This window comes from Paenarthrobacter sp. TE3676 (genome assembly GCF_056279165.1).
In genome coordinates, this window is sequence record NZ_JBWBQU010000001.1 from 291,493 (window position 1) to 316,942 (window position 25,450).

At 62.3% G+C, this 25,450-nt stretch carries 24 protein-coding genes; 18 read left to right on the forward strand and 6 right to left on the reverse strand.

Going from position 1 to position 25,450, the window contains the following annotated elements; translation table 11 throughout:
- Positions 1-4: 4 nt before the first annotated feature.
- Positions 5-766, reverse strand: coding sequence for a DedA family protein (locus ACZ881_RS01485; protein ID WP_178997619.1), 762 nt, complete (start codon positions 764-766; stop codon positions 5-7).
- A 130-nt stretch (positions 767-896) separates the two neighbouring features.
- Between ACZ881_RS01485 and ACZ881_RS01490 the strand changes: the two genes are divergently transcribed.
- The 5 genes from ACZ881_RS01490 (at position 897) to ACZ881_RS01510 (ending at position 4,667) form a co-directional block, all read left to right on the forward strand.
- Positions 897-1,298, forward strand: a complete 402-nt coding sequence (locus ACZ881_RS01490; protein ID WP_208295805.1) for a GntR family transcriptional regulator — start codon at positions 897-899, stop codon at positions 1,296-1,298.
- Positions 1,295-2,230, forward strand: coding sequence for an ABC transporter ATP-binding protein (locus ACZ881_RS01495; RefSeq protein WP_476112118.1), 936 nt, complete (start codon positions 1,295-1,297; stop codon positions 2,228-2,230). The genes ACZ881_RS01490 and ACZ881_RS01495 overlap by 4 nt, the downstream gene beginning before the upstream one ends.
- The gene (locus tag ACZ881_RS01500; protein ID WP_476112120.1) at positions 2,227-2,913 is read left to right on the forward strand and encodes a hypothetical protein; all 687 of its coding nucleotides are present in this window, start codon (positions 2,227-2,229) and stop codon (positions 2,911-2,913) included. Before ACZ881_RS01495 ends, ACZ881_RS01500 begins: the two co-directional genes overlap by 4 nt.
- Before the next feature lie 94 nt (positions 2,914-3,007).
- A complete protein-coding gene (locus ACZ881_RS01505; RefSeq protein ID WP_091468334.1) occupies positions 3,008-4,018 on the forward strand; it encodes a 3'-5' exonuclease in 1,011 nt (336 codons plus the stop codon).
- A gap of 79 nt (positions 4,019-4,097) precedes the next feature.
- Entirely contained in the window at positions 4,098-4,667 is a 570-nt protein-coding gene (locus ACZ881_RS01510) for a DUF4395 domain-containing protein (RefSeq protein WP_476112123.1), read from the forward strand.
- A 7-nt stretch (positions 4,668-4,674) separates the two neighbouring features.
- Here the strand turns inward: ACZ881_RS01510 and ACZ881_RS01515 are convergent, their stop codons facing one another.
- Entirely contained in the window at positions 4,675-5,745 is a 1,071-nt protein-coding gene (locus ACZ881_RS01515) for an ADP-ribosylglycohydrolase family protein (protein ID WP_476112125.1), read from the reverse strand.
- Between the two features lie 81 nt (positions 5,746-5,826).
- Here ACZ881_RS01515 and ACZ881_RS01520 point away from each other — a divergent pair, with 81 nt between their 5' ends.
- The 6 genes from ACZ881_RS01520 to ACZ881_RS01545 all read left to right on the forward strand — a co-directional run bounded on the left by ACZ881_RS01520 (position 5,827) and on the right by ACZ881_RS01545 (position 13,331).
- Positions 5,827-6,183: a YidH family protein gene (locus ACZ881_RS01520; protein ID WP_175538584.1), complete on the forward strand. Its 357-nt coding sequence runs from the start codon at positions 5,827-5,829 to the stop codon at positions 6,181-6,183.
- Between the two features lie 2 nt (positions 6,184-6,185).
- Entirely contained in the window at positions 6,186-6,530 is a 345-nt protein-coding gene (locus ACZ881_RS01525; protein WP_091468324.1) for a DUF202 domain-containing protein, read from the forward strand.
- Between the two features lie 138 nt (positions 6,531-6,668).
- Positions 6,669-7,601, forward strand: coding sequence for an MIP/aquaporin family protein (locus ACZ881_RS01530; RefSeq protein ID WP_476112128.1), 933 nt, complete (start codon positions 6,669-6,671; stop codon positions 7,599-7,601).
- A 68-nt stretch (positions 7,602-7,669) separates the two neighbouring features.
- Positions 7,670-8,875, forward strand: a complete 1,206-nt coding sequence (locus tag ACZ881_RS01535; RefSeq protein WP_476112130.1) for an exonuclease SbcCD subunit D — start codon at positions 7,670-7,672, stop codon at positions 8,873-8,875.
- Positions 8,872-11,883 (forward strand): AAA family ATPase, encoded by a 3,012-nt coding sequence (locus ACZ881_RS01540; protein WP_476112132.1) that lies wholly within the window; start codon positions 8,872-8,874, stop codon positions 11,881-11,883. The genes ACZ881_RS01535 and ACZ881_RS01540 overlap by 4 nt, the downstream gene beginning before the upstream one ends.
- A gap of 86 nt (positions 11,884-11,969) precedes the next feature.
- Positions 11,970-13,331 (forward strand): MFS transporter, encoded by a 1,362-nt coding sequence (locus ACZ881_RS01545; protein ID WP_454811010.1) that lies wholly within the window; start codon positions 11,970-11,972, stop codon positions 13,329-13,331.
- Here ACZ881_RS01545 and ACZ881_RS01550 read toward each other — a convergent pair.
- Complete coding sequence (locus tag ACZ881_RS01550) at positions 13,328-13,933, reverse strand: TetR/AcrR family transcriptional regulator (protein WP_024817242.1); 606 nt, start codon at positions 13,931-13,933, stop codon at positions 13,328-13,330. The two genes, ACZ881_RS01545 and ACZ881_RS01550, sit on opposite strands and share 4 nt — an antisense overlap.
- Before the next feature lie 205 nt (positions 13,934-14,138).
- Here ACZ881_RS01550 and ACZ881_RS01555 point away from each other — a divergent pair, with 205 nt between their 5' ends.
- The 6 genes from ACZ881_RS01555 to ACZ881_RS01580 are packed head-to-tail and all read left to right on the forward strand — an operon-like array spanning position 14,139 to position 20,913.
- Positions 14,139-15,839, forward strand: coding sequence for an amidohydrolase (locus ACZ881_RS01555; RefSeq protein WP_476112135.1), 1,701 nt, complete (start codon positions 14,139-14,141; stop codon positions 15,837-15,839).
- Positions 15,840-15,883: 44 nt separating this feature from the next.
- The gene (locus tag ACZ881_RS01560; protein WP_476112136.1) at positions 15,884-16,876 is read left to right on the forward strand and encodes an ABC transporter substrate-binding protein; all 993 of its coding nucleotides are present in this window, start codon (positions 15,884-15,886) and stop codon (positions 16,874-16,876) included.
- A 26-nt stretch (positions 16,877-16,902) separates the two neighbouring features.
- The gene (locus ACZ881_RS01565) at positions 16,903-17,676 is read left to right on the forward strand and encodes an ABC transporter permease (protein WP_091468310.1); all 774 of its coding nucleotides are present in this window, start codon (positions 16,903-16,905) and stop codon (positions 17,674-17,676) included.
- Complete coding sequence (locus ACZ881_RS01570; protein WP_091468308.1) at positions 17,676-18,455, forward strand: ABC transporter permease; 780 nt, start codon at positions 17,676-17,678, stop codon at positions 18,453-18,455. Before ACZ881_RS01565 ends, ACZ881_RS01570 begins: the two co-directional genes overlap by 1 nt.
- Positions 18,452-19,306 (forward strand): ABC transporter ATP-binding protein, encoded by an 855-nt coding sequence (locus tag ACZ881_RS01575; RefSeq protein ID WP_476112139.1) that lies wholly within the window; start codon positions 18,452-18,454, stop codon positions 19,304-19,306. Before ACZ881_RS01570 ends, ACZ881_RS01575 begins: the two co-directional genes overlap by 4 nt.
- On the forward strand, positions 19,303-20,913 hold the full coding sequence (locus ACZ881_RS01580; protein ID WP_476112141.1) for a sulfatase family protein: 1,611 nt from the start codon (positions 19,303-19,305) through the stop codon (positions 20,911-20,913). Before ACZ881_RS01575 ends, ACZ881_RS01580 begins: the two co-directional genes overlap by 4 nt.
- A gap of 44 nt (positions 20,914-20,957) precedes the next feature.
- Here ACZ881_RS01580 and ACZ881_RS01585 read toward each other — a convergent pair whose 3' ends face one another.
- The gene (locus ACZ881_RS01585) at positions 20,958-21,932 is read right to left on the reverse strand and encodes an AraC-like ligand-binding domain-containing protein (protein ID WP_476112143.1); all 975 of its coding nucleotides are present in this window, start codon (positions 21,930-21,932) and stop codon (positions 20,958-20,960) included.
- Between the two features lie 235 nt (positions 21,933-22,167).
- Here ACZ881_RS01585 and ACZ881_RS01590 point away from each other — a divergent pair, with 235 nt between their 5' ends.
- Entirely contained in the window at positions 22,168-23,643 is a 1,476-nt protein-coding gene (locus tag ACZ881_RS01590) for an APC family permease (protein ID WP_476112145.1), read from the forward strand.
- Positions 23,644-23,719: 76 nt separating this feature from the next.
- Here the strand turns inward: ACZ881_RS01590 and ACZ881_RS01595 are convergent, their stop codons facing one another.
- Complete coding sequence (locus ACZ881_RS01595; RefSeq protein WP_476112147.1) at positions 23,720-24,532, reverse strand: MoaF C-terminal domain-containing protein; 813 nt, start codon at positions 24,530-24,532, stop codon at positions 23,720-23,722.
- Between the two features lie 136 nt (positions 24,533-24,668).
- Entirely contained in the window at positions 24,669-25,415 is a 747-nt protein-coding gene (locus ACZ881_RS01600) for an IclR family transcriptional regulator (protein ID WP_370628992.1), read from the reverse strand.
- Positions 25,416-25,450: the final 35 nt, after the last annotated feature.

Here is a 25,450-nt window from a genome sequence, read left to right on the forward strand (position 1 = left end):
AGCCTTAGTGCTCGCTGTGCTTGCCGCCCTCGTGCTCCTCGATGAACTCTTCCACGGGGTCGGTGCCTTCGGCCGCGGCCCTGCGCTTGGCCATGAATCCCCGGCCGATCTCAATGAAGATCGGGATGACGGAGATCAGGACGATGACGATGAAGATGATGTCGATGTTGTTGCCAACCCACTCAAACTGGCCAAGCCATGCGCCGAGCAAGGTAACGCCGCCGCCCCAGAGGACTGCGCCAATGACGTTGAAGAGGAAGAATTTGCGCTTGTCCATCTGCGCAACACCCACGATCACCGGCACGAAAGTGCGGATGATGGGAACGAACCGAGCCAGGATCAAAGCCTTGCCGCCGTGCTTTTCGAAGAACGCGTGGGCGCTCTCCACGTTTTCCTTCTTGAACAGCCGTGAATCCGGCTTATTGAAGATTGCCGGGCCGGCCTTGGACCCGATGAGGTAGCCGGTTTGGTTGCCGATGATGGCGGCCACGATGATCATGGCGCACATGGCCCACAGATTGAACTCGATGGCGCCGGTGGAGACCAGGAGTCCCGCCGTAAACAGCATGGAGTCACCGGGCAGGAAGAACCCCACCAAGAGGCCTGTTTCCGCGAACACAATGGCGCAGACCAGGAGGACCACCCACGGTCCCAAAGGTGAATCGCGGAGGAAGACGTCGGGGTTCAGCCAGTCCGGCAGGAACGAAGCCATAGGCGGCGAAACCGGTCCCGCGCCTCCGAAGGTGGATACGGCAAGGTCGCTTATCGCAGAAAAGATCACGCATCAAGCCTACTTGACGGCCGTCGTCGAATTTTTCCCGGTTATCCCTTGACCGCTGGTTTGCTGGTTGTATGGTTAGTTACATGAGTAATGAACCAGTAAGGCGGTGGTGCTCATGATCGATGACAGCAAGCCGATCTTCATGCAGATCGCCGAACTCATCGAAAACGGAATCGTGGACGGCACCATGGCTGAAGAGTCGCAGGTTCCTTCCACCAATGAGTTCGCCGCTTTCCACCGCATCAACCCGGCGACTGCCGCCAAGGGCGTCAATCTGCTGGTGGATTCAGGAATTCTCTATAAACGCAGGGGGATAGGGATGTTCGTCGCCACAGGAGCGCGCGCCCAGTTGGTAGCACGCCGCACCGAGGAATTCTTCGAGCAGTACGTCAAGCCGCTCGCAATGGAGGCCCGAAAGCTGGGCATCTCACCAGAGCAGCTGAACACGATGATCGAACGCAGCTCCGGGCTTGCACCGGAAACCGGGACAGACAAGGAAAGGAGCGCGGCCCTGTGAACGACACCATCGTCGAGGCCCGTAACCTGATCAAGCATTACAAAGACCTCAACGCACTGGACAACGTTAACCTCAGCCTCTCGGCGAATCGCATTTACGGCTTGCTGGGACGCAACGGTGCGGGCAAGACCACGTTGATGTCAATCCTCACCGCCCAAGCCTTCGCCACTTCCGGCGAAGCCCTGGTTTTTGGCGGCAGCGCCTACGAGAACGATGCCGTATTGTCCCGGATCTGCTTCATCCGTGAATCGCAGAAATACCCGGACGACTTCCAGCCGCAGCACGCCTTCCGTTCCGCGGCGCTCTTCTACAAGAACTGGGACCAAGGATTCGCTGACCGCCTCGCCGAAGACTTCCAGCTTCCCGTCAAGCGCCGGATCAAGAAGCTCTCACGTGGTCAGCTGTCCGCCGTCGGAGTCATCATTGGCCTCGCCTCGCGCGCAGAACTGACGTTCTTCGATGAGCCGTACCTGGGTCTCGACGCCGTCGCACGGCAACTGTTCTACGACCGCCTGGTGGAGGACTACGCCGAACACCCCCGCACCATCATCCTTTCCTCACACTTGATCGACGAGGTAGCGAACCTCCTTGAACACGTCATCGTGATTGACCGGGGACGGATCATCATGGACGCCGATGCCGACGAGATCCGGGGTTCGGCTGTCACTGTGTCAGGTTCCGCAGACAAGGTGGACGCCTTCCTGGCCGGCCGCAGGATCCTGCACCGCGAAACGCTGGGGTCCTTGGCCTCCGTGACGGTGGACGAGGTTCTAAGCGGCCGTGAACGCACCGAAGCCCAGGAGTTGGGCCTTGAACTATCGCCGGTTTCCTTGCAGCAGCTGGTGGTGCGGAAGACCATGGCCGGTACCGAATCCGGCCTCTCATCAAATACCGGAGACTTCGCCGATGACACGATGGAGGCAAAGCGATGAGCAGGACGCTGGCAGTTGCCCGGATGCAGCTGATCAACAAGTGGACGTACATCGGATGGCCGTTGACCATCCTGGCGGCATCCTTCCTGATGTCGCTTGCTATCTTCGCGCTCATTCCCGTCACTGAGGGGAAAAATGGTGGCGGCAGCCAAGCGCCCCTGTGGTACTTCCTGGTCCTTGGAATCCAGAGTATGACCTTGGTCTTTCTCTTCTCTCAGGGCCTCAGTATCAGCCGGCGTGCGTTCTACCTGGGAACTCTGGGTCTCTTCTCACTGATCGCGCTCGGGATGACAGTGCTCTACATGCTGGGTGGCGTCATCGAACGGGCAACCAACGGCTGGGGTGTCGATGGCTACTTCTTCAATATCCCCTGGGTCACGGATGGTCCTTGGTACTCGACAGCAGCATTCTTCTTCGTGCTGATGATGTTCATGTTCATCATCGGGTTCTGGTTCGCCACCATCTTCAAGCGTTGGGGCACCACTGGAACGCTGGTCTCAACCTTGGGCTCAACAGTCGCCCTGATCGGTGCCGCTGCCCTCACGACGTTCTTGCAGGGATGGGGACACGTTGGCGGTTGGTTTGCCCAGCAGACGCCGCTTAGCATCAGCGGATGGGCTGCGCTGCTGTGCGTCATCCTGGCGGCCGGTTCCTACACAACCCTTCGCAGGGCCACTCCATAGGCTCAAATGTAGCGTTGGCCACAATGCAGGACGGAAGGGCCGCCCCGCCGCGGAAATCGGCAAGGGCGGCCTTTTCCACCTGTAATCTTGTCCAGTGGCATTGGACTTTACGGCGATCGACTTTGAAACAGCCAACGGCTTCCGGGGGTCGCCGTGCTCGGTAGGCCTCAGTAAAGTCCGTGGCGGAGTAGTAGTGGAGGAAGCCTCCTGGCTCATGCGCCCGCCCGAAAACCACGATCACTTCGAGTTCCACAACACGCGCATCCACGGCATCCGCGCCGAAGACGTCGCTGATCGCCCGCGGTTCGGGGAGCTCTTCCCGGAAATTGGCGCCTTCATCGGTGACGACGTACTCGCGGCCCACAACGCTGCCTTCGACCTCGGCGTTATCCGGTCAGGCCTGGAAGTCTCCGGTCTTGCCGGGCCAGCCTACGACTATGTGTGCACTGTGATGCTGTCCCGCCGCTGCTACTCATTGGTGTCCAACTCTTTGCCCTATGCCGCCGAGGAGGCAGGCGTTCCCCTGGTCAACCACCACGACGCCGCGGAAGACGCCCGCGCCTGCGCCGGAATCCTTGTGGACATCGCCCGACGGAACAGCGCCAACAGCATCGCCGAACTCTACCTTTCCCTTGGCCTCAACCTGCCGAAGCAACCTGCCTTCGATCCAGCCCAAGGTCTGTCCAAAGCGACCATGTCCGCCCTCGCTGCCAGAACCGGAAGCTTCGCAGAACGAACATTGGAGCGAGCACTTGGCGTCCCCAGCGGTTTTCAGAGCTGGCCGGAGGAGGGCCCAAACCCCTTGCCGAACCCGGCTGCGGAACCCGGACATCCGCTCTTCGGCCAGACAGTTGTCTTCACAGGCGACCTCGCTATCACCAGGCCGGAGGCGAAATCCCGCGCCGCGGACATGGGGGCACGTCCGGAAAGCCGGGTCACCGCGCGCACCACTGTTCTGATCGTCGGTGATGGCTTCGTGGCAGGCGACCTTCGCGCCGGCCGACTCACTGGCAAAGCCAAACGGGTCCTGGAACTGCATGCCAAGGGCCAGCAAATCGAGGTTGTTTCTGAGGGCGAGTTCCTGCAGATGGTGGGCGGCGCGTAACCTTCCGGCCGCCGGGTCATCTGGTCATACTGCGCAATAATCCTTTCCGCCGGAAGAGCGGCACTCCTAGCCTTGGGGGATGACCAAGTCAGCCCTTCCCCCAGCTCCCGAGCGCCGTCCTGCCAGCGGTCCCGCTCCTTCTGGCGCTGCAACAAACGGTGGGGCTGGTTGGCGGGCTTTTTTCGCTTTCCCCAATCCCGTTAATGAATATGCTGCCCGGATCACGGCCGGACTGGTTGTGGTGGTGGCCGTCGCCACCTTGCTGACCGGCGGGGGTTGGGGCTTGGTGGTACTTGCTGTCGGATTCTGGCTTCGCGTGCTGTTTGGACCACGGGTCTCTCCGCTCGCTCTTCTGTCAGTCAAGGTGTTGGCACCAAGAATCGGGCACGCCAAGCTTGTGGCTGGTCCTCCCAAGCGGTTCGCCCAAGGGATCGGCGCCGCACTGACGAGTGCCGCCGTCGTGCTGTTTTTCACCGGCTTCCAGCCAGCCGCCTGGATTCTGCTGGCGCTGCTGATCGTGGCGGCTTCGCTGGAAGCGTTTGTGGGTTTCTGCCTCGGCTGCGCGATCTTTGGGTTCCTTCAGCGCAGGGGCCTCATCCCCGAGGACGTGTGCGAGGCCTGCAACAACGTGACGCTCCGCCGGATCTAGCTATTGTTTAGCCGGTGGTGACGGCAAGCAATCTGTCCGCCATGCCGCGAATGACTTCCGGCGCTTCCAGGGACTCGAGCCAGTCGGACGGCAGGCCGTCTTCGCCGTAGTAGGCCCCCAGGATGTTTCCCGCAATGGAGCCTGTGGAGTCGCTGTCGCCACTGTGGTTGATGGCCACGGATATTGCATTGCGGAAGTGTTCTGCCGGCGTTCCGCCGCTGGTGGCCAGCACAGCGTAAAGCCCGACGGCGAGTGCTTCCTCTGCGACCCAGCCCTCACCGAGCGCTGTGGTCAGTCCTTCGGGGTCCAGTGGGGCAGGCTGCAACGACAACTGCAGGGCGGCTTCCAGCCGCTCCGCCAGCTCGGGTGCTTTGGTGGGGACACCGTTGACATAGCTGAGGGCCTCGATAGCGGAGGTGCGGATGTCGCTTCCGGCCACGATGTTGTGGATCAGCAGGCTGAATGCTGCTGCGCTGAGTCGCGCCGAAGGGTGTCCGTGCGTCAAGGAGGCGGCGTCCGAGCTGAGTTTGTAGACGGCTTCCCTTGAAATGTGGGGGATGAGTCCAAACGGGGCAGAACGCATCACAGTGCCGCAACCTTTGGAGTCGGCATTAACCGGCCGTGCAACTGTTCCCATTTCGCCCGTTGCCAAACCACTGAGGCAGGCATTTCCGGGCGCCCGGCGGTGACGCAGGACGTCCTGGGCGTCGATCCAGCGCGGTTGCGGCACGGGAGCGGAGGAGGCAACAGCAACATCCTGGGTAGCGAGCCAGCGGAGGTAGGCCAGCCAAAGGCAGGCGATTTCGTCCGCCGCTAAGCCGTCGTTGGCCCATTCGAGCGCTTCCACAAGACCGTCAACGGTGTACAAGGTCATTTGCGTGTCGTCCGAGAAGTGGCTGCGGCCGTCGAGTTGCGCGAAAGACGTCAGGCCGCCGGAACCATAGCGGGCACGGATCGCGGCAATGGAGTCGAACTCCACGGCATAACCAAGGGAATCACCCAGGGCTCCTCCCAGAAGTGACCCGTGCACTCGGGATTCGAAGGAAGGAACAGCGGGGGATTTAGGCTCAACACTCATGCCAGTAACTTACCGTGCCCGTGAACCGCCGCTGATATGGTGGGGAAGCTGCACGGCACTGACAAAACTTGGAGTGACATTTTGCGTGAACCTGCTTGGCGACGGACAGGCAAGACGCCCGACTACAGGTTTTCCCTTGCCAACGAACGCACCTTCCTCGCGTGGATCCGCACGTCCCTGGCATTGCTCGCCGGCGCGGTTGCCGTTGACCAGCTGGCCCCGAACATCGCGCCCACACCCGTCCGGCTGGTCCTTTGTGTCTTGCTGGCACTGGTCGGGGCCGGGCTGGCGGCGCTTTCCTACCGCCGTTGGGGGCAGATGGAAGCGGCGATGCGCAACGATCAGGCGCTTCCGTTCTCCAGGGTCATGCTGTTCATGACCATTGTTGTTGCCGTAGCGGCGTTCGCCTTCGCTGTGCTGATATTGGTGGCGCGGTAAGCATGGAAGTCCGCGACCCCGGGTTGCAGCCCGAGCGCACCACCTTGGCATGGCGCCGGACGCTGATCTCGTTGGTAGTAGTGGACCTGTTCATTTGGCGGAGTTGGCTGACGTCTGAGCCCTCCACGGGCAACCTCGTCGCCGGTCTCCCCGGACTTGATTACCAAGGGATCTGTGCACTCATGGCGGCACTTGCCACCATCGTACTGGCGTCCGTGGTGTGGGTTCGCTCACGCCAACTCCAGGTCGGAAACGAGGCGGCATCAGCCCGGCTTGTCCTGGTCAGCACGCTGGCTGTGATGGGCCTTGGTGCCACTGCCATCGCTGCCATTGCCTTGGGTGGATAAGCTTGGAGGCGGGATTCAGCAACCGTCCAGACTCTGCTGGCAGGATACTCAGTGGCTTTGAGCTTGCGTTACCCCTGCCAATACCAGCGTGCGGCCGGTCAATCCGGCATCCATACCAACCGTAAGGACCCATTCGACATGACCTCTCCTGTACAAGCGACGCCTGAACACCAACCGGGACTTCTTGCCCGGCTGTCGGCTGAAGCTTTGGGTTCGATGTTCGTTGTGGTTGCCGCGGTGGGAGTCGGGATATTTTCGAATCCTGGTGGGGCGCCCTTGCCAGTGGCTCTTGCCACGGGGTTGGCGGTGACAGTGGCAATGCTGGCTTTCGGCTATGTCTCCGGCGGGCATTTCAATCCGGTGATCACCTTAGGCAATGTGATTGCCGGCCGCATCCGGGCCGTGGCGGCCTTGGCCTATGTGGCGGCCCAAATCATTGGCAGCGTCGTTGGTGCTGCCTTAATCTATTTCGTGGTGACCACCGTGCCTGTCCTCACGGACGCCAGGGCGGCGTTCGACGTCGTTGCCCCGGGGTTCGGTGAGCATGCTTCCGCGCAAACGCAGATGGCAGGAGTTCTGCTGGTCGAAGTCCTCGGTTCGGCCCTTATTGTGGCCGTATTCCTTGGCGCGACCGCTGGACGCCGCGCACTTCCGGCCATGGCCCCCTTCGCGGTAGGCCTTGCAATGGCTGTCCTGCTTCAGCTGGGGCAGGTCCTGGGAAACCTTCCCTTCAACCCCGCTCGGGCAACGGCCCAGGCATTCTTCAGCTCGCCTTGGACGATTGAGGGCCTATGGCTCTTCTGGGTGGCTCCGCTGATGGGCGCCGCGCTTGCGGGTCTCGCTTTCCGTGGCTTCCAAGGCCTGTCACAGGCCACCGTCGCCGTGACCGACGACGTCCAGGGCGGCAGCGATGGGGTGAACGACTCCTTCGATGCCAATGACGAGCCGGTTGAGGACGTTCAGGTCAACGAAGCTCCTGAGAAATCTGACGAGGACGCTTCCCGACGTGTTCCGGCTGCGCCGGTCAGTGATGACGCGCGCGACTTCTTTGATGGGAAAAAGGGCAAATAACCGCACGGGGTCGACGGCGGACGGCTCGCCTGCGCTTTATTGTCGGTGCCCCCGGTTAACTTGAGAATATGCGGTTACTTCATACTTCCGATTGGCACCTTGGCCGATCATTCCACGGCGTTGGCATGCTTGAAGCCCAACGCAACTTCGTGGACCAGTTGGTATCGCTGGTTGAATCCAAGTCCGTTGACGTGGTGCTCATAGCAGGAGACGTCTACGATCGTGCCTTGCCCGGGCTGGATGTGGTCAAACTGCTGGATGATGCCCTCGTGCGCATTACTCAGGCAGGGGCCGGGGTTGTCCTGACCAGTGGCAACCACGACTCCGCCATCAGGCTGGGCTTTGCCTCCCGCCTGTTGGAACGCGGGGGAGTGCACCTGAGAACGCGCGTGGAAGATCTTGATGTGCCAATCCTCTTGCCCCTCGGAGCCGATGGACGTGGCGCCGATGGGCATGGCAAGGACGGCACCGGAAGCGGCCACGTTGCCATTTACGGCATTCCCTATCTTGAACCCCGGCTTGTGGCTGAGCGTCTGTGCGCTGAAAACGCCAACCACTTTGATGTCACCTTTGCGGCAGTGGATCGGATCCGGCAGGATGTTGAAGCCCGCCGCGCATCCGGACCCGTTTATCCGGTGGTTCTAGCGCATACCTTTGCCAGCGGCGGCATTACTTCGGAAAGCGAACGGGACCTGAGCATCGGCGGCCTGGGAGCAGTTCCATTGGATCTCTTTGAAGGCTTCACCTACACCGCACTGGGTCACCTCCATGGGCGGCAGGAGCTGGCACCCAATGTCCGGTACTCCGGTTCTCCCTTGGCCTATTCATTCTCGGAGGCCAAGCACCATAAAGGCGCCTGGCTGGTGGACCTTGACGCCCATGGAGTGATCGCTGTTGAGGAAGTTGTGTGGGATGCCCCCAAATCCCTTGCCACCTTGCGTGGAACGCTGGATGATCTGCTCGGTGCCGAAGAGCATGCCTGGGCAGAGAGTGCTTACTGCCAGATCACGTTGACGGATGCGCAACGGCCTGCGCAGGCCATGGAAAAGGTGCGCACCCGCTTCCCTGACACCCTGGTTCTCTCCTTCGATCCCCAGGGTGCAGAGGCACGGACTTCCACCAGTTACAGCAATCGGCTCGCCGCTGCCGAAGACGACCTTGGAGTCTGCTGTGGATTCCTGGAACACGTCAGGGATCGCGGTGCCAGCGATGCAGAGGAAGCGGCGCTGCAGGAAGCACTCGAAGCTGTCCGGTTGCAGGAGGCTGAGCTGTGAGAATTCATCGTTTGGAGATCGAAGCCTTCGGTCCGTTTGCGACGCCCCAACACATTGACTTCGACCATGTGAGCGCACAGGGCCTTTTCCTCCTCAACGGCGCTACGGGTGCCGGCAAGACCAGCATTCTGAATGCGATCTGTTTCGCACTGTATGGGTCCGTTCCAGGTGCCCGCCAGGAAGGGAAACGGCTACGAAGCGACCATGCGGCGCCAGGCGCGGAGCCGCGCGTGATCTGTGAGTTCTCAGCACGCGGGCGGCGTTTTGAAGTGACGCGATCGCCGGCGTGGGACCGGCCCAGCGCCCGCGGCCGCAACGGATTCACCACCCAGCAGGCCAAGACCCTCCTCCGGGAACGGGTGGCAGGAAGCTGGGAAGAGAAATCTTCCAGGAATGATGAGGTAGGTGCCGAGCTTTCGGACGTCCTTGGGATGGACCGGGAGCAGTTCACCCGGGTGGTGATGCTGCCCCAGGGCGACTTCGCGGCTTTCCTGAGGTCCAAGGCCAACGACCGGTTGGAACTGCTGCAAAAGTTGTTCGGCACGCACCGTTTTGAAGCTGTTGAACGCCAACTTGTTCAGCAAGCAGCTGAGGCCACCCGGGCCGTGCAGGAGAACGCGTCAGAACTCAAGTTGCTGCTTGACCGGGTTGCAGCGGAGCAGGAACAGCTGGGCCTTGCCGCAGTCGCTCCAACCGCCGGCGAGGAGCCAGGACAGGAACCTGAGGCCTGGCTTGCCGCTGTGGAAGCGGAAGTTAGTGCTGAATGGAAGCGGCGGCAGGACGAGGCCGCCGAGGCAGAATCCCTGGCTACCCGCCTGATGGAACAATTCCAAGAAGCTCAGGAGAAGTCGCTACGGCATGGGCGGCTCGGCGCTGCGATGCAGCGGCGGGTCCTGCTGGAGCTGGCAGCGCCCCGGGCTCTGGAGAACAAGGAGATGCTCGGAAAGCACCGACGTGCCGCTGTTCTCGGCGGCCATCTGGAAGCGGTCGATACTGCAGCGCGCAAACTCGAAGCAGCGGCTGCGCGGACGCAAGGCCTGCGAGGGAAGCTTGCCGCGGTCGGCTTGGAGGCAACAAACACTGCCGCTGCCTTGGAAGGCGTCAAGGCAAGCAGCGCAGTCCTTGAGGCACGGCTGCCCGATGAGCAGCGATTGGAAGAGATCACGGCGCGCCTTGCAGACAGGCGTAGTCAAACGGCGGAACATCAAGCCGCTGCCGAGGCTTCGTCGGCCGTGCTGGAACAGCTGCGCGAAGACGCGTCCACTGTGGAGTCGCAAATCCAGCCCCTCGAGCCTTTGGCCGGCCAACTGACAGAACTGGAACGGAATGCGGAGGCTGCGGCGGAGCTGGTTCGAATCGTAGCCCGCCATGAAACGGCTGCCAGCGAGTTGGCTGAGGTTACCGGAAAGCAGCTCCAGGCCCGGTCGGTGTCACAGGACCTCCGGCAACAGTGGCTCGACGTCCGCGAGCTGCGTTTGGCCAATGCAGCAGGGGAGCTGGCCGCGGCACTGGAAAGCGGTAAGCCGTGCGCTGTTTGCGGCAGCGAAGAGCACCCCAATCCTGCCGAAGCAGTGCGATCAGCACTCTCCCTGGCCCAGGAAGAGGAAGAAGCCAAGGAACAGTTCGAGGCCAGTGAAAAAGCCCTGGGGCTCCTCTCCGAACAAGTTTCCTCCGCAGCCCAGGTGCTTGCCGGACTGGTTGCCCAAGGGGGTGCAACCGATGCTGCTGAAGCAGAGGCCAAACGGATATCGGCCCAGGACGCTGCCTCGGCGGCACGAAAGGCGGCAGGCTTGCTGGAGAAGCTTCGCGGCCGGCAGGAAGCCCTCACCAAGCGGATCTCTCTGGTGCAGGAAGAACACGACGCTTCCGTGAGCAAGGCTGCACAGGCGTCGTCCGCTGTTCACCTGCTTCAGGAGCAATGTGTTGCCCTTGAAACGGATCTCGCCGGCTTAAGGGGGGACTTCCCGAGCCTGCGTGAACGGCTGGATGCACTCATGGCTGAGCGCGGGCTCTTGCAAGCCGTCGCGGACGCAGATGTGGAACTGGAACGGGCGGAGCAAGCCCGGGAAGACGCCGCCGCGTCGCTTGAAAGGGCCTTGCCGGAATCCGGTTTCACCTCCGCTGACGACGCTCGCCGGGAGATACTCTCACCGGCCGATGTTGTGGGCCTTGAGAAAGACCTGGCTGATTTCGACGCCGAATCATCCCGCTTGGATGAGTTGTTTGCCAGCGAGGACCTGGTCCTTGCCGCCAAGGAAGCGAACATAGGCGAGCTTCCCTTGGGAGAAGCTGAACTTGCTGAATCGAAACTGATTGCTTCCAATGCCGCAGATACAGCGCGGGCCGAGGCTTTGTCTGCGGGTATGGCCGGAAAATCGGCGGCCGCTGTTGCCCGGTTGCGGAGGGAGTATGAAACCCTGGCACAAGCGGGAAGCGAACCGCGGAACAGGGCGCACATGCTTGCTGAGCTGGCCGACACCTTGAGGGGATCGGGCGACAACAGCTACCGGATGAGCCTGAACACCTACGTCCTCGCTGCACGGCTGGAACAAGTGGCAACCGCCGCCTCCGAGCGGCTCGTGGCCATGAGCGACGGCAGATATACGTTGCAACATACGGACGCCAAGGCCGCCAGGGGAGCGAAGTCCGGCCTCGGGCTTGAAGTTGTAGACGAATGGACTGGCCAGCGCCGGGACACCTCCACCCTCTCTGGCGGCGAATCCTTCATGGCGTCGTTGTCATTGGCACTTGGCCTTGCCGATGTCGTCCAGCAGGAGGCCGGCGGCGTGGACATCGAGACACTGTTTGTTGATGAAGGCTTCGGCAGTCTCGATGAACAAGCCCTGGAACAAGTGATGGATGCCTTGGAGGGACTGCGCGACGGCGGCCGGGTAGTTGGGCTGGTCAGTCACGTCGGGGAGATGAAGCAACGCATCACCAGCCAGCTACAGGTGGTCAAGGGCAGGCACGGTTCCAGCGTGCGGATTGCCGAGGCCGTTCCCGTTTGACAGCTATCCGATAGACTTAACCCGTTACACCGGGTCGCGCGCATCGGGAGGAGGGACGATGCGCACACTTTAGCGAACCCGGATTAATGGAAAAATCTTCTCTAGCTTCACAGCCTCTATCATCGGCTCCCGCACGCCCTTCACGCCTTCCGGGCCGCTTCGCGCGGCTTCCCGAATTGGCCGGACCCGGTTTCCTTCCGCTGGGCCTTTTCGCCAGGCTTCCCCTGGCCATGCTGACAGTCGGCACTCTGACGCTGGTCACCGCCGTCAGCCACTCCTACGCGATCGGCGGCATGGCGGCCGGAGCGGTTGGCATCGGCTCGGCCCTGGGTGCTCCCGTCCTCGGCTCCCTGGCTGACAGGGCAGGACAACGGATCGTGCTCCTCGTGGCAGCGGTCATCAACACACTCGCCGTCGCGGGGCTCCTTGCTGCGGCTTACCTCACTCCCGCGTACGGCTCGGTGGCCGACGCAGTTGGCGTCCTCATTGCAGCTTTCCTCGCGGGAGCCAGCTGCCCCCAGGTGGGTCCCATGGCCCGTGTCCGATGGATGGCACTGACAACCCGCAATCTATCCCAGTCCTCAGCCAACGGAGGCCGAAGCGTCGCGGCCAACCGGGCTGACCTGGACACCGCGCTGTCCTATGAAGGGACCGCGGACGAGATCACCTTCGTCCTGGGCCCTGCCCTGGTGGGTGTCCTCGCCAGCATGGTGGCACCCTGGTTGCCGCTCGCCTTGGCAGCCGTCATGACCATCACGTTGGTTCCTGCTTTTGCGATCCATCCCAGCCAGCTGGCGGTTGTACCGGCACCCCGGAAGCCGAGTGCCGGCGCCGTGCCTCCAGGAGAGCAATCGGCCCCGGTAAGTCCTGCGAGCCGCAACCGTTGGGCAGGCGCGGTGGTGGCCGTGCCGGTCTTCGCGATGGTGTGCATGGGTACCTTTTTCGGGGCAACCCAAAACGCCCTGAGTGCCTTTTCCGCACAGTACGCCACTGCCGAAATCGCTGGACTTCTATACGCAGTAATGGGCCTCAGCTCAGCTGTAGCAGCGCTATCCGTCGCATTCTGGCCGCAACGGTTCAGCCTGGCTTCCCGTTGGGTTGTCGCGGCGCTGGCGATGTCCGTTTTGTCACTCTTGCTGCTTCTTCCGGCGGGTATCTGGCCCATGATCTTTGTCCTGCTGATACTGGGTATTCCCGTGGGGCCTGTGATGGTCACCGTCTTCAGCATCGGCGGAGTGGTGGCGCCGGCCGGCCGCATGGCCACAGTGATGACGGCACTGGCCAGCGGAATCGTGGCTGGAACTGCTTTGGGCTCTTATCTGGCCGGGCAATTGGCTGAAACTCAAGGCCCGGGTGCGGCCTTCGTCGTGTCGATGGCCGCTGCAGCCGGCCTTTTGCTGCTGGGCGTTCTCACGTGGTTGGTGATGAAGCGCAAGCCTCAGGCTTAGTGGAGCGCTCCGGCGAGGGATGAGGCCATAAGTTCCACCAACCGGAGGGACCGTTCGTCGTCGGGGTCGGCCAAATGCTGCATGCTGATGCCGTCGATCCCGGAAATGAACAAGCGCGTGATGTCCTCCAGGTTGGCGGGGACAGGTTCTCCAGCGGCTTCTGCGGCCGAACGGAAAAGCTCCAGCGTTGAGTTAACCCAGCCGTCGTACATGGAACGGTTCATGAGCAAGGCCTGTGGCTGGTCTTCGGCCTCTACTCGGAAGCGCCGAAGCAGCAGTTCGAAGGTGGTGACCTGCTCATGCGGGTTTTCCAGCATGCGGCTCCAGATGCGTCTGGCATGGGCGCCCACCATGTGGCGCAATCCCATTCCCGGATCGGCCACAGGTTCCAGTGCCTTGGCGTAGTCCCTGCTGAGGAAGTTGTAGACCTCTTCAAGGAGTTCATCCTTGCTCCGGAAACAGTAGTGCAGTGCCGCAAGCGGTGCTTCAGCTTCACTGGCGATTCGTCGCGTGGTTGCAGAGGCGAGGCCGTCCTGGGCGATCACCCTTGCTGCGGCTTCAACGAACTGCAGCCGCCTTTCCTCAGCGGGAACCCTGGCCATTCATGCACCTTCTTCTCTTTCAGGCGGTCTCATCGATCGTAGGCGTTAACCGCCGTGACGTCGTTTTGGCCGTGCCGGGGAGGTGGAAAAGTCCTCTGAAAGAAATTTTACGCCAAAACCTAGTCAAGTGACCCAGTCAAGCGACATACTTCTTTCAGGAACGTTGTCTGCATCACATTCGGATGTGGTGACTTGAGGAGAACTGATGGAAGATTTCGCTGATCTGGTGATCATGAATGCTTCGGTCCACACCATGGACCCGGCGGCATCTCATCACGTGAGCGATGCCGTGGCCGTCAAAGACGGCCGCGTGGCCGCACTGGGCAACAACGACGTGAGCCAGTTGATCGGCCCCTCCACGCGCGTTATCGATGCCACGGGTGGTGCTGTCATTCCAGGCATCAACGATGCCCACCTGCACTTCGTTTCAGCGGCCATGGCCGCCTTTGGCTATGTGCGCCTGGAGCCGGCTGTGGCCCCTGACTGGGCGGCCGTCGTCGACGTCGTGGAGGCAGCGCCGGCGGGGGATGACGGCTGGGTGCGCGCCCATGGCTGGGACGAAGCCCTGCTGGGCCCGGCGCAGGGATTCCTGCTCGAAGCCAGGCCCGACACGCCCGTGGTGGCGTTCGACAGCACAGGGCATCAGTTGTTAGCCAACAGGGAAGCCCTGAGAAGGGCCGGAATTGACGCCGCAACACCGGACGTGCACGGTGGCGTCGTGGAGAGAACCGCCGACGGCAACCCCTCAGGCCTGCTCCAGGACGGAGCCATGGAACTTCTTTCGCGGGCAATGCCGCCGGTTCCGGGATCCACTTTGAGGCCGGCTCTGCTTGCTCTGCAGGAGCACCTGCACTCGCTCGGCATCACTTCCCTCACGGATCCTGGGCTGGGCCCTGCAAGTGCTGGGCTCATGGACGGTACCGGTTCGACGGCGGCACTTGAGTTGCTGGGCGACCTCGCCGCGGAGGATGAACTTACGTTGAGAATCAACGTCCTGATGCTCTTCGCGGGAACCGGGGGAGCCAATGCCGACGCGGTTAAAGCAGGCCTTCGCAGCGGACTGGCCGCTACCTACCTGAACCGCGGCATCAATCCGGAGCAGTTGCGGATCGCGGGCGTCAAGATCTTCGCCGATGGCATTCCGCGCAGCGGCACCGCGTGGATGAGCGAGCCGTATGGCAAGGCCTGTACGCACGGCAGCCTGGTGATCCAAGGGGCCACCGACGCCCAGCGGGTTGCGGAGCTGCACAAAATCCTGGGGTTGATCAGCGAAGCCGGGTTGCAGGCAGGGGTCCATGCCACGGGGGACGCGGCCACCGCCGTAGCCGTTGAGGCGATCATCGCTGCGGATGACAGTGCCGAGGGCCGTCCAACGTCATCCGGGAACCGTCATTACATCATCCACGGGGCTTTCGGTGATCACGGGACACTGCACACCATGGCCTCCCACGGCATTGGTTACAGCACCAACCCCCTCATCCGTCAAGAGGCCGGTGACATCATGCGCCAAGTTCTTGGCGAGGAGCGTTTCTCCCGGCACCAGCCCCTGAAATCAGCGGTGGGAGCCGGAGTTCATGTCAACCTTGCCTCGGACGCCCCCGTCACCAGTACCGATTGGCGGCGCACCGTGGTGGCAGCCGTCCGACGAGCCACTCGTTCCCAGCCGGGCAGTCCTCGGGATCCCGAGCGGATCACCGGCCTGCAGGCATTGGCTGCAATGACCATCCACGCCGCGTGGCAGGACCACGCCGAGCACTTCAAAGGTGCCCTAACGCCAGGCATGGCAGCAGATCTGTGCCTTCTCTCCAACCCTTGGCCCGTGGACGAGGAGATCGAAAAGCTCCTCGACACCGAGGTCAGGCTCACACTGAGCGGTGGCCGCACAGTCCACCAATCCACCAGCTAGAACCATTCCTTTCCGTTCCAACCATTCGTGATTCAAGGAGCACCATGCGACGCACTATTCCCTTGGCCCTGGCCGCAGTTTTGTCCATGACGTTGGCAGCCTGCGGCGGCGGGGCGGGCCCGGCCGCCGCCCCCGCCGCCGACGGGACCACCACGCTCAAGGTGGGAACCATCGGCATCGGTTCCGATGCCGGTATCCGCCTCGCGGCTGACAAAGGCTACTTCAAGGAGCAGGGTCTCAACGTCGAGATTTCGGTCATAGCCAATCCGCCGGCCGGTATTGCAGCTGCCCAGAGCGGCCAGATTGACGTCACCTACACGCCATCCATCCCACTTTTGAATGCACTGAGCCAGAACGTACCGCTCAAGATCATCGCGGCAGCCGATGGCTACAAGGACGGGGCTAGTGAGGGGGCGGACCTCAACCGCGTAGATGACACCGGACTCCTGGTGCAGCAGGCGTCCGCCATCAACCGGCCGAAGGACCTGGAAGGAAAGAGCGTCAGTGTTCCAGCCCGCAAGGCACAGCTGGAGGTTACGGTCAGCAAGCTCGTCAAGGACGACGGCGGCGACCCCGCCAAGGTGAATTGGATGGTCCTCGATCCGTCATCGGCACTCCAATCACTGAATTCCGGACGAGTCGATGCCGCTTCCCTGGTTGCCCCGTTCACGTCCAAGGCCGCGTCAGAGGGCAACAGGCTCCTGGCCTCTCCCGGCGTCGAGTTCTTTGAACAGGGCGCGATTGGCCTCTGGGTGTCAGGGGCGAACACGGTGAAGTCCAAGGAGAAGGCGTTGGTGGGTTTCAAGGCGGCCATCTACAAGGCGAACGCCTACGCCAACGGCCACATCGATGAAGCACAGCAGCTCAGCGCCGAAATCACCAAGACTCCGCTGGAGGTCGTGAAATCCGGTGCCGTGAATTACTGGCCCGAAGAGGTACGCCTCGAAGACATCGAACGCGCCAACAAAAACCTCGCTGACCTCGGTTTCCTGAGTGCACCAGTGAAGCTGCCGGCTGACGTAATTTTCGGCAAGTAGGCCGTAAGCGACATGGGAGATTCGTCATGAAAACATCCATCCGCCCCTATGCGTTCAGCGCCTTGGGCATCGCCGGAGCCCTGGTCATCTGGCAGGTCCTGGCGGCGGCCAACGTGGCAGGCAACGCGCTCCCACCGGCCACAACAGTGTTCACCACACTCGCAAGCATTCTGGGGACGGGCATGTTCTGGTCGTCCCTGGGCGCCACCATTGGCATCGCGTTGCTGGCGTTGGCTGTAGCGGCCTTGGCGGGAGTGGTCATCGGATTGCTCGTTGGCAGCTTCGAATCCGTCCGTTACGCCACCTTGGCCGTGTTGGAATTTCTGAAGCCTGTCCCGCCGATCGTCATCCTTCCCCTCGCGGTGTTGGTCCTGGGGCCCACTGCAGAGATGTCCCTTTTCCTGGTGGTGTTCGGGTGCTTGCTCCCCATCGTCATGCAGACCGTCGACGGTGTTCAGGGCACCGATCCCGTAGCACGGGATACGGCCCGCTCCTATGGCATGGGCGAGGGAGAGATTCTGGCCAGGGTGGTCCTGCCCAGCGCTATGCCTTACATCGGTACTGCGATGCGGGTGGCAGCGCCTGCCGCCTTGGTAGTCACGGTCGTGGCAGGACTCCTTGGCGGCGGCCCGGGCCTGGGCCAAAGCATTTACCAGGCACAGGCGGCGGGCGACTACGCCAGTCTCTACGGACTGGTGATTGTCCTCGGTGTCCTGGGTCTGTTGTTCCAAGGTGCTACCCGGCTGGCCGAGCGCCGGGTCCTGCACTGGCATGAGTCCTACCGGGAAGTGGTGCCCTGATGAGAAACGTCAAAATACGAAACTGGGTGATCGGTGCAGGCACACCTGTGCTGCTGCTGGCAGCCTGGTGGTTCCTATCCGCGAACTCCACCGATCCCTTCTTCCCGCCGCTGGAAACCATCATTGTGCGCTTCCAGGAGCTGTGGCTGTTTGACCACTTCCAGTCCGATGTCCTTCTTAGCCTGGGAAACCTGTTCATGGGCTTCGCCATCGCAGGAGTGGCCGGGGTGGCCCTCGGCTTCGTCACGGCGCTGGTTCCTCCGGTCCGGTGGATGATCGATCCGTTGATCCACTTCCTCCGCGGCATCCCTCCTGTGGCTCTGGTTCCGATCTTTATCTCCCTCATCGGCTTCGGAACCCAGATGCGGGTGACCAGCATTGCCCTGGCGGCATTGTTTCCGACCATGATCGCCACAGTGGACGGCATCCGCAGCGTCAGCAACGACCTCATGGACGTCGCCAGAGTGTACCGGCTCAGCCGAAAGGAACGGGTGCTCAATGTCCTGCTGCCGGCGGCGATGCCCCAAATCTTCTCCGGTCTGCAGGTGAGCCTCCAGGTGGCATTCATTGTGATGATCGCGAGCGAGATGCTGGGTAGTTCGCAGGGTATCGGAGCCATGACCTTGCTTGCACAGCAGAGCTTCATGACCGCTGACATGTGGGCCGGGATACTGCTCCTGGGTGTCATCGGATTCATGGTCAACATCCTGTTCAGCCTGCTTAAGCACAAGGTCTTGTCCTGGTACATCGGGTCCCGTCGCATGGCGCGTGCAGCATGAGCGCCCGGCAGGCCCCGACTCTTCCCATCCGAAACAGAAAGTCCACCATGGCACAGCAACCAGAAACCCGCATCAGTGCGACCACTCCGCGGCTGGACGTGGCGCATCTTGCCAAGACTTATGGCAGCGGCGAAAAATCACACACAGTTATCGAAGACCTCACCTTCACCGTCGATGCCGGCGAAATTGTCTGCATCGTAGGTCCTTCAGGTGTTGGCAAGACGACACTCCTGAAATGCTTGGCCGGGCTTCATCCGGCCAGCAGCGGACGGGCGGCCATTGACGGACGGACCATCAGCGGCCCTCCTCCCGAAATGGCCTTGGTCTTCCAGGACTACAACCGCTCCCTGATGCCGTGGCTCACCGTCCGGAAGAACCTGATCCTTCCCCTGCGGCACCTCAAGTTGCCGGCGGCGGAACTGAAGGAGCGCTGCGATAGTGCCCTGTCCGCCGTCGGCCTGTCCCATGCCGACAATCAATATCCCTGGCAGTTGTCAGGCGGAATGCAGCAGCGTGTGGCGATCGCCCGGGCGCTGGCGTACCGGCCGGAGATCCTCATCATGGACGAGCCCTTCGCCTCAGTGGACGCGCAGACCCGGTTTGACCTGGAGGATCTGTGCCTCAAGATCCGGGAGGACTTCAACATGACCATTTTGGTGGTGACCCACGACATCGACGAAGCGGTCTACCTGGCAGATCGCGTGGTGGTCTTGGGTTCCAGGCCCGCCCGCGTCCTCAAGGTGGTGGACGTGGACCTGCCTGCTCCGCGTGATCAAATAACTACACGTTCCTTGCCGGACTTCGCCCGGCAACGCACCGAAGTGCTGTCCCTCATCAAGAGGCCCGTATGACGGGGCAGCACCGGGCAGCCGGCAGCCGGCGGCCCAACGTCCTCTTCATCATCGCCGACCAGCTCCGGGCAGACCACCTGGGTTTCGGTGGCAACGCCACCGTCAAGACGCCAAACCTGGATGCGCTCGCCGACAAAAGCATTGTTTTCGAGAAGGCGACAGTGGCGAATCCCACGTGCATGCCCAATCGTGCCAGCCTGATGACCGGCAGGTGGCCCTCCGCACACGGGACGCGGTGCAATGGCATCACTTTGGATCCGCTGACGCAGACCGTTCCGGGGTCCTTGGGAGCGGGCGGCTACCGCACCGTGGGCGTGGGAAAGTTGCACCACCAAAATATGGGGTGGGAATTTGAGCCGCACCAGGCCGAGGAGATCCGGGCCACCGACCCGCTGCTGTTGGACACCGGAGTAGGCGACGCCCGCCGTCAGGGCTTTCCCCCGGGGTGGGACCAATGGGAGAACCGCGACGCGCACGATGACCGCTTCATTGCGCTCCCCTCCGACTACTACGGCTACCAGCACGTAGACCTCGTCATCGGCCACGGGGACCGGCCAGGCGGCCACTACGTGCACTGGGCCCGCGAAAGGGGCGTCGACCCGGAAACGCTGGGAGGTCCAGGAAATTCGTCCAGCAAGTACAGCGGGTGGGATCAGGTGTACCAGACGGCTATCCCCGCTGATGTGCACCCCACCAGCTATGTCAGCGAGAAAGCAATCGAGCACCTGAAGGATGCCGCCGGGCAGGACCAGCCATTCTTCATGTTTGTGTCCTTCCCGGACCCTCATCACCCGTTCTCGCCCCCGGAAGGCTACTCGGACCTCTACGATCCCTTGGACTTGCCACTCCCGCTTGGCTTTGAGCAGGACCACTCGGCTTCGCCGGCCCATGTGAGGGACATGATGGAACACCGTGGTGAGCCAAACGCGGACCCAACCATGACGTGGGCGGCTACTGAGGAACAGTACAGGTTTGCCGCTGCCGCCCAGTATGGCCTGATCACGATGATGGACGAGCACATTGGGCGAATACTCGACGAATTGGATCATCAAGGCCTGGCCGAGGACACCATTGTGGTGTTCACGAGCGATCACGGGGACTTGTTCGGGGACCATGGCCTCATGCTGAAGCACTTTGTCCACTACCGCGCAGTGACCAATGTTCCCTTGCTGGTGCACCTTCCCGGCAGCCCGCCGCGGCGCACCGGGGCCTTGGTTTCCAGCGCGGATTTGGCCCCGACGCTTATTGAGCTCACTGGCTCCAAGGGATATCGGGGAATCCAAGGCCGCTCGCTCGTGCCACTACTGCTAGGGGACACTGAACATCATCGGGAAGCGCTGCTGGTGGAGGAAGAACAACCCTTTGGCTTGGAAGGGCTGCCAGGTCCGGTCCGAATGCGAAGCGTCATCACTGCTGAGGGCAGGTTGACCCGCTATTTCGGCACGGAGATTGCCGAACTCTACGATCACAACACCGATCCAGGGGAACTGGTCAACCGTGCGGGCGATCCTGAATTCGCCCCGCTGGAAGATCGCCTGCTGCGAGCAATGCTGGATGAGATGGCTGCCCTCACGGACCGGGGGACGGCTCCGACGGCGGCCGCATAGCCAGTGTTCGACGGCGACCGCTGGGTTCCCGTTGCGGGGAACCGTTAGTGGCTGTTGCGGTAACCGGTGGGGGAGTTCCCGAATGCTGCCCGGAAGATCCTGCTGAAATGGGCGGCGTCGGTGAACCCCCACCGGGCTGCGATGGCAGTGACCGGTCGATCGGCAAGGACCGGATCCCGGAGGTCGCGCCGGCATCGTTCGAGTCGTCGTTGCCGGATGGACGAGGCCACCGTAGTCCCGATTTCCTGGAAGAGATCGTGCAGGTGCCGCGTCGATATGTAGTGGGCAGCGGCGATGGTTCCGGGGGAGAGCTCCGGGTCGCCGAGGTTGGCTTCAATGTAATCGTGGATGCGGCCCAGAAGCAGCAGATGCGGATCCCGGCCCGTCTCGATCAGCTGATCGAGTTCACCGTTGAAGAGCGTGGTCACCAAATCCAGTGCATTGTGGACCAGCCGTAGCCCGTTGGAGCCCGAGAGGGCTTCAAGGTTGTCGGCCAGTTTTACCAGAAAGGGGCTGATTAATTCGCCGAGGCCCTCATCGCCCGGAATGCGCAAGGCAGTGACATGGCCCATGGCTTCGGCTGGCAGGTCCAGCAGCACGTGCGGGAACATGAGCACCAAAGTGCGGAAGTCGTCGTCGAACGTTAATTGATAGGGCCGGGAGGTGTCATAGATGGAGAGATCACCGGGACGCAACACGGCTTCGCGTTCGTCCTGAACAAGGCGGCCCGAACCAGCGAGTTGGATGCTGAGTTTGAAGAATCGCCCTGTGGACCTGGCAATCAGCTCCGGTGTGCGCAGGACGGTATGGGGGCCGGCAGTAATCTCCACTACGGAGATCTGCCCCAGCACCCGGGCACGCATGGTTCCGTGGAAGGTTGCCTCCTGGAGGGAAGAACTGCGCGGCCCCGTTGCCAACAGAGGCACGAAGGAGGTGGATATTGCTTTGCTCCACTCCTGGAACGACTCCGCCACGATGGTTTGCACGGTTGCGGGGCCCGTATCAGCCGCGACGGTCATCAAACTCCCTTTCAATGGCCCGCGGGCGACGCCGCCTCCGGGGCCGGTATGCCGATAACGCGGACGTGAGCTTGCCCACGATTCTACACCGGGGCCCACGTGCCGCCGTGCTTGCGTGCAGCGACAAATACCCTGCCGTGTGAGACAAGTCACGCACGCTCCCTGCGATGGAAGATTGCGGAATGACAGACACCGTGCCGTGCAATCTCCCGCGGCACCGAGGCAGGAGCACACTATGAGCGTGGATAACCCCGTCAAGGGCAGAACCGCCGGAACAGTCGGTACCAAACGGCGGCTCGGCGTACCGGCAGTGACCTTCATGATTATCGCGGCCTCCGCACCGCTGACCGTGCTGGCGGGAGGTGTGACCACCACCTTCGCGGTCACCGGCGTGACCGGGGTGCCGTTGTCATTCCTGATTCTGGGCGGAATCCTGGCGCTGTTCGCCGTGGGCTACGCGGCAATGAGCCGCTACGTCACCAACGCCGGCGCCTTCTACGCCTACATAGCGCAGGGCATCTCCAGGCCCGCCGGCGTGGGGGCATCGCTGATTGCACTCATGGCCTACAACCTGATGCAGGTGGGCATCTATGGGTTGTTCGGCTTCACGGTCTCCTCGCTCCTATCTGCGCGGCTTGGCATCAGCGTTCCCTGGTGGATCCCGGTGCTCGCCTGCATTGCCGTCGTCGGATGGTTGGGTGTGAACAGGGTGGACCTGTCCGCAAAGGTGCTTGGTGTCCTGGTGGCCCTCGAATTCCTGGTGGTGATCGTGTACGACATCGTCAGCCTGGCTGTAGCTCCGGAAGGCATCAGTGCAGTGACTTTCAGCCCCGAAAGCCTCTTTGTTCCCGGGATCGGCGCAGTCCTCTCCTTTGGAATAGCCGCCTTCATGGGCTTCGAATCCGCTGCAATCTATGGGGAGGAATCCAAGGACCCCAAACGAACGGTCGCAAGGGCAACGTTTGCAGCTGTGGGAATCATTGCCGTGTTCTATGCCGTCTCCGCCTGGGCAATGACCGTAGGGGCAGGGCCGTCCGCCGTTGTCGAGGCGGCAACTACCAACGGACCAGATATGATGTTCGCTTTCCTTGGCGCCCACGGGGGCCTACTGCTCAGCGACATCGCCCAGGTTCTCTTTGTCACCAGCCTTTTCGCCGCACTCGTGAGTTTCCACAATGCCGTAGCGCGCTATTTCTTCTCCCTCGGCCGCGAGCGCGTCCTGCCGTCGGCGCTCGCCAAGGTGCGGGCGGAAAGTGGGGCACCGTTCGCCGGTTCGCTGGCGCAAACGGTGATCGCCGTCGTCGTAACGCTTGGCTTTGCAATTGCCGGTGCAAGTTCCGAACTCGGTGAACTGTATCCCGTGCTGACCATGTTTACTTGGCTGACCAACAGCGGTGCCATGGGGCTGGTGCTGCTGATGACCGTGGTGTCGATAGCTGTGATCGGTTTCTTCCGGCGGCAGCAGCACGGGGCAAACCTGTGGGTAAGGGTGATCGCTCCAGGCCTGGGTTTCGTGCTTCTTGCCGTTGTCTTTGTGCTCATCATGGCGAACTTCAACGTCCTGCTGGGACAGACCGAGTCAACGGCCGCTACGTTCGTCTTGCCGTTGCTGGTGCTGCTGCCCGGGGTTGCGGGCGTCATCTGGGGCTTGCGCCTCCGGCGCTCGCAGCCGGCCTTGTACGCTCGGATTGGCCACGGCGCGGAGGACTGATAACCCGCGCAACATAGATGAAGCCCCGGCGAGCGTTGCGCTCGCCGGGGCTTCATTGTTGTCCTCTTTGCTTGGGCTAATCCCGCATGGCCGGGTCCAGGGCGGGGTTCAATGCCGGGCTGTGCTGGGTGATGCTGATCAGGCGGCCGTGTGCACCGAAGGTGAAGTGCACGGGTTCCGTTCCTGCCTCGTCCCAGCCGAAGAGGCTGCCATGGGACCTGATGGCGTTGGGATCACGGTGGTCGGCGACGGTGACCGAGCCGCAGGGTATGACCTTCTCGCGCCAAGTGAAGACGAAAATCCCGGGGCGGACCTGAAATACGGTGTTGGAGTCCGTGTCTGCCAATCCGCGCTCCGGACCTGCCAGGCACTGCCACGTGTACCAGGTTGGGCTGAGGTAGATGTGTTCGTAGGCATGCGTTTCGCTGTAGACCCATTCGACGCGGCGGCCGATGAGTGCACGGCTTTCGGAGATTTCCGTGCCCGTGGCGCGGTATCCATCGAGCGTCCCTGGGCGGAAATCGTGATTGACGGCCACGCTGGAGGGGGTTGCCCTGCCGAGCGTGGCGCCAATGTAGAGTGCGCGGCCGTGTAGGAGGTCCAACACCAGGGAAGCGGCGAGTTCCGGGTCCTGGGGACTCTGCCATTGGGCGTAGTACAACTCCTCGGCCACCAGGAAGGCCTCATAGGTGGATGTTCCGGTGTGACTGGCGGCAGCCCATTGGACTTCTTCGTCGTCGAAGCTGAAAGTCATGGGTCCGCCGTCGCCGCTGACGGAGAACTGTTGTCCTGCCAGGTCTTGCACGGTAGGGGCCTTGTTGGCGTCGAAGCCGGGGGCCAGGCCGTCCAGTGGCAGCCAGTTGGAGGTATCAAGGAGATTCAGGCTCATGGGTTCCTTCTCGTGCTCGAAAGAAGGACCGGACGGTGTGTCTGGTCCTTGTTCGAGTATTCGCTTTCCCCAGGCTGCCGTCTTGTGCTGTGGGGCACGTCACTTGACCTGAAAGGAATGGTTCAGGGAGGAGGTTTCAGGCCAGTTGGCTTTCGATCCGCGCGGCACTGGCGGCCAGCGCCTTGCCCACGGCGTCAGCGTCCTGGTCCAAGCGGATATAGACGACGGCGATCGCCGCCGGCCGGCCGCCAGGAACCCGGATGGGGGCAGCGATGGAGGACAGGCCGGCGATGACTTCGTCGTGGCTGGTTGCGTAGCCCAGGCGGCGGGCCTCGTGCGCTTCGGCGCGGTAGGGGTTTCCTGCTCCTACCTGCTGCCAGCGGTCCTCCGTCATGGTTGATTGGATGGCGATCCCGGGAGCGCCGGTGGCGATGGGGTGGCGGTTGCCTGGGTGCTGGGCGAGGGCGGCACCTGAGTGTCGCGGCTCAACAGTGACCAGGTTGATGCATTCCTGATGGTCCCACACCGCCACGAATGCAGTCATGTGCAGTGTGTTCGCCAACTGGGTGAGCTCGGGTAGTGCTGCCGATTGCAGGTTCCGCGAGACTCCGCGGGCCAGGACCGACAGCCCGGGGCCAGGCTGCACGCGGCCGGAGTCGTCACGCACCAGCAGCGAATGGTCCTCCAGCGTCCGCAGAATTCGGTAGGCCACGGACCGATGGACGCCGAGGGCCTCCGTGAGTTCGGCGATGCTGAGGGGGCGTTCGGCTGCTGCCAGAATTTCCAGCGCACGGATTCCGCGGGAGAGCGTTTGCGACGGCGGAACCTGCGTTGCCGTTTCCGGCGGACCTTTGACGTCGCTGCGGGGATTCATGCGAACCATTCTATGGTGGCCGACACGACGGGGGTCTGTGCTTT